This is a genomic window from Bacillus cereus group sp. MG9 (assembly GCF_040459995.1).
In the GTDB taxonomy this organism is placed as follows: Bacteria; Bacillota; Bacilli; order Bacillales; family Bacillaceae_G; genus Bacillus_A; species Bacillus_A mycoides.
In genome coordinates, this window is the sequence record NZ_JARVHC010000001.1 from 1 (window position 1) to 7500 (window position 7500).

Sequence of the window (7500 nt, forward strand, 5' to 3'; positions counted from 1 at the left end):
TTGGAAAATATCTCTGATTTATGGAATAGTGCCTTAAAAGAATTAGAAAAAAAGGTAAGCAAGCCAAGTTATGAAACCTGGTTAAAATCAACAACTGCTCATAACTTAAAAAAAGATGTATTAACTATTACAGCTCCAAATGAATTCGCTCGTGACTGGCTAGAATCTCATTATTCGGAACTAATCTCCGAAACACTTTATGATTTAACAGGGGCAAAACTAGCTATTCGTTTTATCATTCCCCAAAGTCAGGCAGAAGAGGATATAGATCTCCCTTCTGTTAAGCAAAAACACGCACATGATGAGTCTAATCACTTACCACAGAGTATGTTAAACCCAAAATATACATTTGATACATTTGTTATTGGCTCTGGTAATCGTTTTGCACATGCTGCTTCTTTAGCTGTAGCTGAAGCACCAGCTAAAGCCTATAATCCGCTCTTTATTTATGGGGGCGTTGGACTTGGAAAAACACATTTAATGCACGCAATTGGGCATTATGTAATTGAACACAACCCAAATGCAAAAGTTGTATATTTATCATCTGAAAAATTTACAAATGAATTTATTAATTCAATTCGTGATAATAAAGCTGTCGATTTTCGTAATAAATATCGTAATGTAGATGTCTTATTGATAGATGATATTCAATTTCTTGCTGGAAAAGAACAAACACAGGAAGAGTTTTTCCATACATTTAATGCGTTACATGAAGAAAGTAAACAAATTGTGATTTCAAGCGATAGACCACCAAAAGAAATCCCAACTTTAGAAGATCGCCTTCGTTCTCGCTTTGAATGGGGGTTAATTACGGACATTACGCCACCAGATTTAGAAACTAGAATCGCAATTTTACGTAAAAAAGCAAAAGCAGAAGGTCTTGATATACCAAATGAAGTTATGCTTTATATCGCAAATCAAATCGATTCAAATATTCGTGAACTAGAGGGTGCACTTATTCGAGTTGTAGCTTATTCATCTTTAATTAATAAAGATATGAATGCTGATTTAGCGGCTGAAGCGCTTAAAAATATTATTCCAAACTCTATACCTAGAATTATTTCTATTTCTGATATTCAAAAGGCTGTTGGGGGCGTCTATCAAGTAAAATTAGAAGATTTCAAAGCAAAAAAACGGACAAAATCCGTTGCATTCCCTCGCCAAATTGCGATGTATTTATCACGTGAACTTACGGACTCATCTTTGCCAAAAATAGGTGAAGAATTTGGTGGCCGCGATCATACAACAGTAATCCATGCTCACGAAAAAATTTCGAAGCTATTAAAAACGGATACTCAATTACAAAAACACGTTGAAGAAGTTAAGGATATTTTAAAATAGTAGTAGCTGAATAGTGTGAATAACTTAGCTTATTTTACGCACAGTCTATCCACATGTAGATAGACTGTTTTTACATCTTTAAACAGGGTTATCCACATATCCACAAGCCCTAGTACTATTACTACTACTTTTATATCTTTATTAAATAAATAAAATCTTATACTTACCGGAGGTTTTTCGTTATGCGTTTTACAATACAAAAAGACTATCTTGTAAGAAGTGTACAAGATGTAATGAAGGCAGTTTCTTCTCGTACAACAATTCCAATTCTTACAGGGATTAAAGTTGTAGCAACTGAAGAAGGAGTTACTTTAACAGGTAGTGATGCAGACATCTCTATCGAATCATTTATCCCAGTCGAAGATGCTGGAAAAGAAATTGTGGAAATTAAACAATCAGGAAGTATTATTTTACAAGCAAAATATTTTAGTGAGATCGTAAAAAAATTACCTAAAGAAACTGTCGAGATTTCTGTGGAAAATCATTTTATGACAAAAATAAAATCTGGAAAATCAGAGTTCAACTTAAATGGTTTAGATGCTGCTGAATATCCGTTATTACCACAAATCGAAGAACATCATGTATTTAAGATTCCAACAGATTTACTAAAGCACATGATTCGTCAAACAGTATTTGCAGTTTCAAGTTCTGAAACAAGACCGATCTTGACAGGTGTAAACTGGAAGGTATATAACAGCGAGCTAACTTGTATTGCAACAGATAGTCACAGACTAGCACTTCGTAAAGCAAAAATCGAAGGGTATAATATTGCCGATGAATTTCAAGCGAATGTCGTTATTCCTGGTAAGAGCTTAAGTGAATTAAGTAAAATTCTAGATGAATCTGAAGAAATGGTAGATATCGTTATTACGGAGTATCAAGTATTATTCCGTACAAAACATTTATTATTCTTCTCAAGATTATTAGAAGGAAATTATCCAGATACAACGCGTTTAATTCCAGCTGAAAGTAAAACTGATATATTTGTAAATACAAAAGAATTTTTACAAGCGATTGATCGTGCGTCGCTGTTAGCAAGAGATGGTCGTAACAACGTTGTTAAATTATCGACATTAGAACAACAGATGTTAGAGATTTCTTCGAATGCACCAGAAATCGGAAAAGTAGTAGAAGAGGTTCAATGTGAAAATGTAGATGGAGAAGAATTAAAAATATCTTTTAGTGCAAAATATATGATGGACGCATTAAAGGCTTTAGACAGTACAGAAATTAAAGTTAGTTTTACTGGAGCGATGAGACCGTTTTTAATTCGCACAGTAAATGATAATTCCATTATCCAATTAATTTTACCAGTCCGTACTTACTAAGTAAGGATTAAGGGTTGCTAGTGTAAAGGTACTAGTGACCCTTATTTGATTTGTGGGGTATTACTTTCCTAATGCTAGTTTATTTAGTACAATGAAAGAATGAACACTTTCAGAAAGTGAGCGATTTTATGAAACTTATTAAGATTTCAACAGAATACATTACACTAGGACAATTTTTAAAGTTAGCTGATGTAATTGATACAGGTGGCGCTGTGAAATGGTTCTTACAAGAATATGAAGTATACGTGAATCAAGAACTTGAAAATAGAAGAGGCCGAAAGTTATATGCAAATGATATTGTTGAAATTCCGGGAAGCGGAACTTTCCAAGTTCAGGCATAAAGGGGGATCCCTTTGTTTATTACAGAAATACAATTAAAAAACTATCGCAATTATGAGCATTTAGAGCTTTCCTTTGAGGATAAAGTCAATGTAATTATTGGTGAAAATGCGCAAGGGAAAACGAATCTGATGGAAGCTATTTATGTATTGGCGATGGCGAAATCTCATAGAACTTCGAACGATCGTGAACTCATTCGTTGGGATGAGGATTATGGTAATATAAAAGGTAGATTACAAAGGCGAAATAGTTCAATATCCTTAGAATTAAATATTTCAAAAAAAGGTAAAAAGGCAAAGTTAAATCAGTTAGAACAACAAAAATTGAGCCAGTATATTGGTGAAATGAATGTTGTTATGTTTGCCCCAGAAGATTTAAATCTTGTAAAAGGAAGCCCTCAAGTACGAAGACGCTTTTTGGATATGGAACTTGGACAAATAGCTCCGGTCTATTTGTATGAATTAAGTCAATATCAAAAGGTACTCACGCAACGAAATCATTTACTTAAGAAGATGCAAGGGAATAGTAAAAATGAGGAAACGATGTTGGATGTATTTACACTTCAACTTATTGAGCATGGTGCAAAAATTTTGCGAAAACGTTTTGAGTTTTTGCATTTACTACAAGAATGGGCTGCTCCAATTCATCGCGGAATTAGTAGGGGATTAGAGGAGTTAGAAATCGTTTATAAACCAAGTGTAGATGTATCAGAATCAATGGATTTGTCGAAAATAAAAGAAGTATACTATGAAAGTTTTCAATCTGTGAAACAACGTGAAATTTTTCGGGGTACAACTTTACTTGGTCCTCATCGTGATGATTTACAATTCTTCGTTAATAGTAAAAATGTTCAAGTCTTTGGTTCACAAGGACAACAACGAACAACCGCACTATCCCTAAAATTGGCTGAAATTGAATTGATATACTCAGAGGTTAAGGAATATCCAATTCTTTTACTAGATGATGTGTTATCAGAATTAGATGATTATCGTCAATCGCATCTGCTAAATACAATTCAAGGAAAAGTACAAACCTTTGTGACAACGACGAGTGTCGAGGGAATTGAACATGAAACATTGAAAGAAGCGAAAACAATTCATGTAACGAACGGCACGGTAGATTGTGAAATAGACAGAAAATAATTTCTGTTTAAATGGAAAAGTAGGTGATCTTTGTGTCAATGGAACAAAAGCAAATACAGGAAAATGCATATGATGAAAGTCAGATTCAGGTGTTAGAAGGACTGGAGGCAGTTCGAAAGCGTCCTGGTATGTATATCGGTTCTACAAGTGGAAAAGGTCTTCATCACCTCGTGTGGGAAATTGTTGATAACAGTATTGATGAAGCTTTAGCAGGATATTGTGATGAAATTAATGTCAGTATTGAAGAAGATAATAGTATTGTTGTAACAGATGATGGTCGTGGTATCCCTGTTGGTATACAAGAAAAAATGGGACGTCCTGCTGTAGAAGTTATTATGACGGTACTCCATGCCGGTGGTAAATTTGGCGGTGGTGGTTATAAAGTTTCTGGTGGTTTGCATGGTGTAGGTGCATCTGTTGTAAATGCTTTATCAACAGAATTAGAGGTATTTGTACATCGAGATGGAAAAATACACTATCAAAAATATGAACGTGGGATCCCGGCTGCGGATTTAAAAGTAATAGGTGAAACTGATCGTACAGGAACGATCACACGCTTTAAGCCAGATTCAGAAATTTTTACAGAGACGACAGAATACGAATTTGATACATTAGCGACTCGTATGCGTGAGTTGGCGTTTTTAAATCGTAATATTAAATTAACAATTGAAGATAAGCGTGAACATAAGCAAAAGAAAGAATTCCATTATGAAGGTGGAATTAAATCATATGTTGAACATTTAAATCGTTCAAAACAACCGATTCATGAAGAACCTGTATATGTTGACGGTTCAAAAGATGGGATTCAGGTTGAGGTTGCTCTTCAATATAACGAAGGCTATACAAATCATATTTATTCATTTACAAATAATATTCATACGTATGAAGGCGGTACACATGAGGTAGGTTTTAAGACTGCTCTAACACGTGTAATTAACGATTATGGTCGTAAAAATAATATTTTAAAAGATGCGGATAGTAATTTAACTGGTGAAGATGTTCGTGAAGGCTTAACAGCAATCGTGTCAATTAAGCATCCAAATCCACAATTTGAAGGACAAACAAAGACGAAACTTGGAAATAGTGAAGCGAGAACGATTACAGAGTCTGTATTCTCAGAGGCGTTTGAAAAGTTCTTACTAGAAAATCCCAATGTTGCACGTAAAATTATAGATAAAGGGACTATGGCAGCACGTGCACGTGTAGCGGCTAAAAAGGCTCGTGAACTAACGCGCCGAAAGAGTGCTCTAGAAGTTTCAAGTTTACCAGGGAAGCTAGCCGATTGTTCTTCTAAAGATCCAGCAATTAGCGAAATTTATATCGTGGAGGGTGACTCTGCGGGCGGATCTGCAAAACAAGGACGCGATCGTCATTTTCAAGCGATTTTACCACTGAAGGGTAAAATTATTAACGTTGAAAAGGCACGTTTAGATAAGATTTTATCAAATGATGAAGTTCGTACAATTATTACAGCAATTGGTACAAATATTGGTGGGGATTTTGCTATTGAAAAAGCTCGCTATCATAAAGTTATTATTATGACAGATGCCGATGTTGATGGTGCACATATTCGTACCCTATTATTAACGTTCTTCTATCGTTATATGCGTCAAATCATTGAGTGTGGATATATATATATCGCACAGCCACCGTTGTTTAAAGTACAACAAGGTAAAAAAATTCAATATGCTTATAACAATAAAGAACTTGAAAAAATACTAGCTGAATTACCAGCTCAACCTAAGCCTGGGATTCAGCGTTATAAAGGTCTAGGGGAAATGAATCCAACTCAGCTGTGGGAGACGACAATGGACCCAGAAGTACGTTCGTTACTTCAAGTTTCCCTTCAAGATGCAATTGAAGCGGATGAAACATTTGAAATTTTGATGGGTGATAAAGTAGAGCCGCGTCGTAACTTTATCCAAGAAAATGCAAAATACGTGAAAAACCTTGATATTTAAGTGAGTAATGACAGGAATCTAAGTATTCCTGTCTTCTACATATAAATCAATGTATGTGTAACGGAAATGTAAGAGGAGGTGCTCGTTGATGTCAGACAATCAACAACAAGCACGAATTCGAGAAATTAATATTAGTCATGAAATGCGTACCTCATTTTTAGATTACGCAATGAGTGTTATCGTGTCTCGTGCATTACCAGATGTTCGTGATGGATTAAAACCAGTTCATCGTAGGGTTTTATATGCGATGAATGATTTAGGAATTACAGCTGATAAAGCATATAAGAAGTCGGCGCGTATTGTCGGCGAAGTAATTGGTAAGTATCACCCGCACGGTGATTCAGCTGTTTATGAAACAATGGTACGTATGGCACAAGATTTTAGTCAACGTTACATGCTTGTTGATGGACATGGTAATTTCGGTTCTGTTGATGGAGATTCAGCGGCAGCAATGCGTTATACAGAAGCAAGAATGTCTAAGATTTCTATGGAATTAATACGCGATATTACAAAGAATACAATTGATTATCAAGATAACTACGATGGTTCTGAAAGAGAGCCAGTTGTATTACCAGCGCGTTTCCCTAACTTATTAGTCAATGGTACGACGGGTATTGCGGTTGGTATGGCAACAAACATTCCACCGCATCAACTTGGGGAAGTAATTGATGGTGTGTTGGCATTAAGTCATAACCCTGATATCACTATCGCGGAATTAATGGAATATATTCCTGGACCAGACTTCCCAACTTCAGGTTTAATCTTAGGGCGAAGTGGAATTCGAAGAGCTTACGAAACAGGTCGCGGTTCTATTATACTTCGTGCTAAAGTTGAAATTGAAGAGAGAGCAAATGGTAAACAAACTATTATCGTAACAGAACTACCTTATCAAGTTAATAAGGCGCGATTAATTGAAAAGATCGCAGAACTAGTTCGTGATAAGAAAATTGAAGGTATTACAGATTTACGTGATGAATCAGATCGAAATGGTATGCGTATTGTTATGGAAGTACGTCGTGATGCCAATGCCAATGTACTATTAAATAATCTATATAAACATACAGCACTCCAAACAAGTTTCGGTATTAATATGTTGTCTCTTGTAAATGGAGAGCCACAAGTCTTAAATTTAAAACAAAATCTATATTATTATTTAGAGCATCAAAAGGTAGTGATTCGTAGACGTACTGCTTATGAATTAGAGAAAGCAGAAGCGCGTGCTCATATTTTAGAAGGCTTACGAATTGCTTTAGATCATCTTGATGAAGTTATTACTTTAATCCGTAGTTCAAAAACAGCTGATATTGCAAAACAAGGTTTAATGGAACGTTTCGGCTTAAGTGAGAAACAAGCGCAAGCGATTTTAGATATGCGTTTGCAACGTTTAAC

General features: G+C 35.3%; 6 protein-coding genes (1 of these 6 only partly in view). All 6 read left to right on the plus strand.

The window, feature by feature from the left end:
* The gene (dnaA, locus tag QCI77_RS00005) at positions 1–1341 is read left to right on the plus strand and encodes a chromosomal replication initiator protein DnaA (RefSeq protein ID WP_002016481.1); all 1341 of its coding nucleotides are present in this window, start codon (positions 1–3) and stop codon (positions 1339–1341) included.
* A gap of 182 nt (positions 1342–1523) precedes the next feature.
* Positions 1524–2669, plus strand: coding sequence for a DNA polymerase III subunit beta (dnaN, locus tag QCI77_RS00010; protein WP_002130198.1), 1146 nt, complete (start codon positions 1524–1526; stop codon positions 2667–2669).
* Between the two features lie 128 nt (positions 2670–2797).
* Positions 2798–3010: a S4 domain-containing protein YaaA gene (gene yaaA, locus QCI77_RS00015; RefSeq protein ID WP_002016484.1), complete on the plus strand. Its 213-nt coding sequence runs from the start codon at positions 2798–2800 to the stop codon at positions 3008–3010.
* 12 nt (positions 3011–3022) lie between these two features.
* Positions 3023–4150, plus strand: coding sequence for a DNA replication/repair protein RecF (gene recF / locus QCI77_RS00020; protein ID WP_002034987.1), 1128 nt, complete (start codon positions 3023–3025; stop codon positions 4148–4150).
* A gap of 38 nt (positions 4151–4188) precedes the next feature.
* On the plus strand, positions 4189–6111 hold the full coding sequence (gene gyrB, locus QCI77_RS00025; protein WP_044438325.1) for a DNA topoisomerase (ATP-hydrolyzing) subunit B: 1923 nt from the start codon (positions 4189–4191) through the stop codon (positions 6109–6111).
* Between the two features lie 88 nt (positions 6112–6199).
* A protein-coding gene (gene gyrA / locus QCI77_RS00030; RefSeq protein ID WP_002034984.1) for a DNA gyrase subunit A crosses the window boundary here: on the plus strand, positions 6200–7500 show its 5' portion. Its footprint extends 1171 nt past the window's final position; the window shows 1301 of its 2472 coding nt (coding positions 1–1301); its start codon is at positions 6200–6202; its stop codon lies beyond the right edge, outside the window.

What these genes read in the sequence shown, in the direction of transcription:
- gyrB (WP_044438325.1), top strand. Translation starts at nt 4,189, where the DNA reads ATGGAACAAAAGCAAATACAGGAAAATGCATATGATGAAAGTCAGATT.
- yaaA (WP_002016484.1), top strand. Translation starts at nt 2,798, where the DNA reads ATGAAACTTATTAAGATTTCAACAGAATACATTACACTAGGACAATTT.
- dnaN (WP_002130198.1), top strand. Translation starts at nt 1,524, where the DNA reads ATGCGTTTTACAATACAAAAAGACTATCTTGTAAGAAGTGTACAAGAT.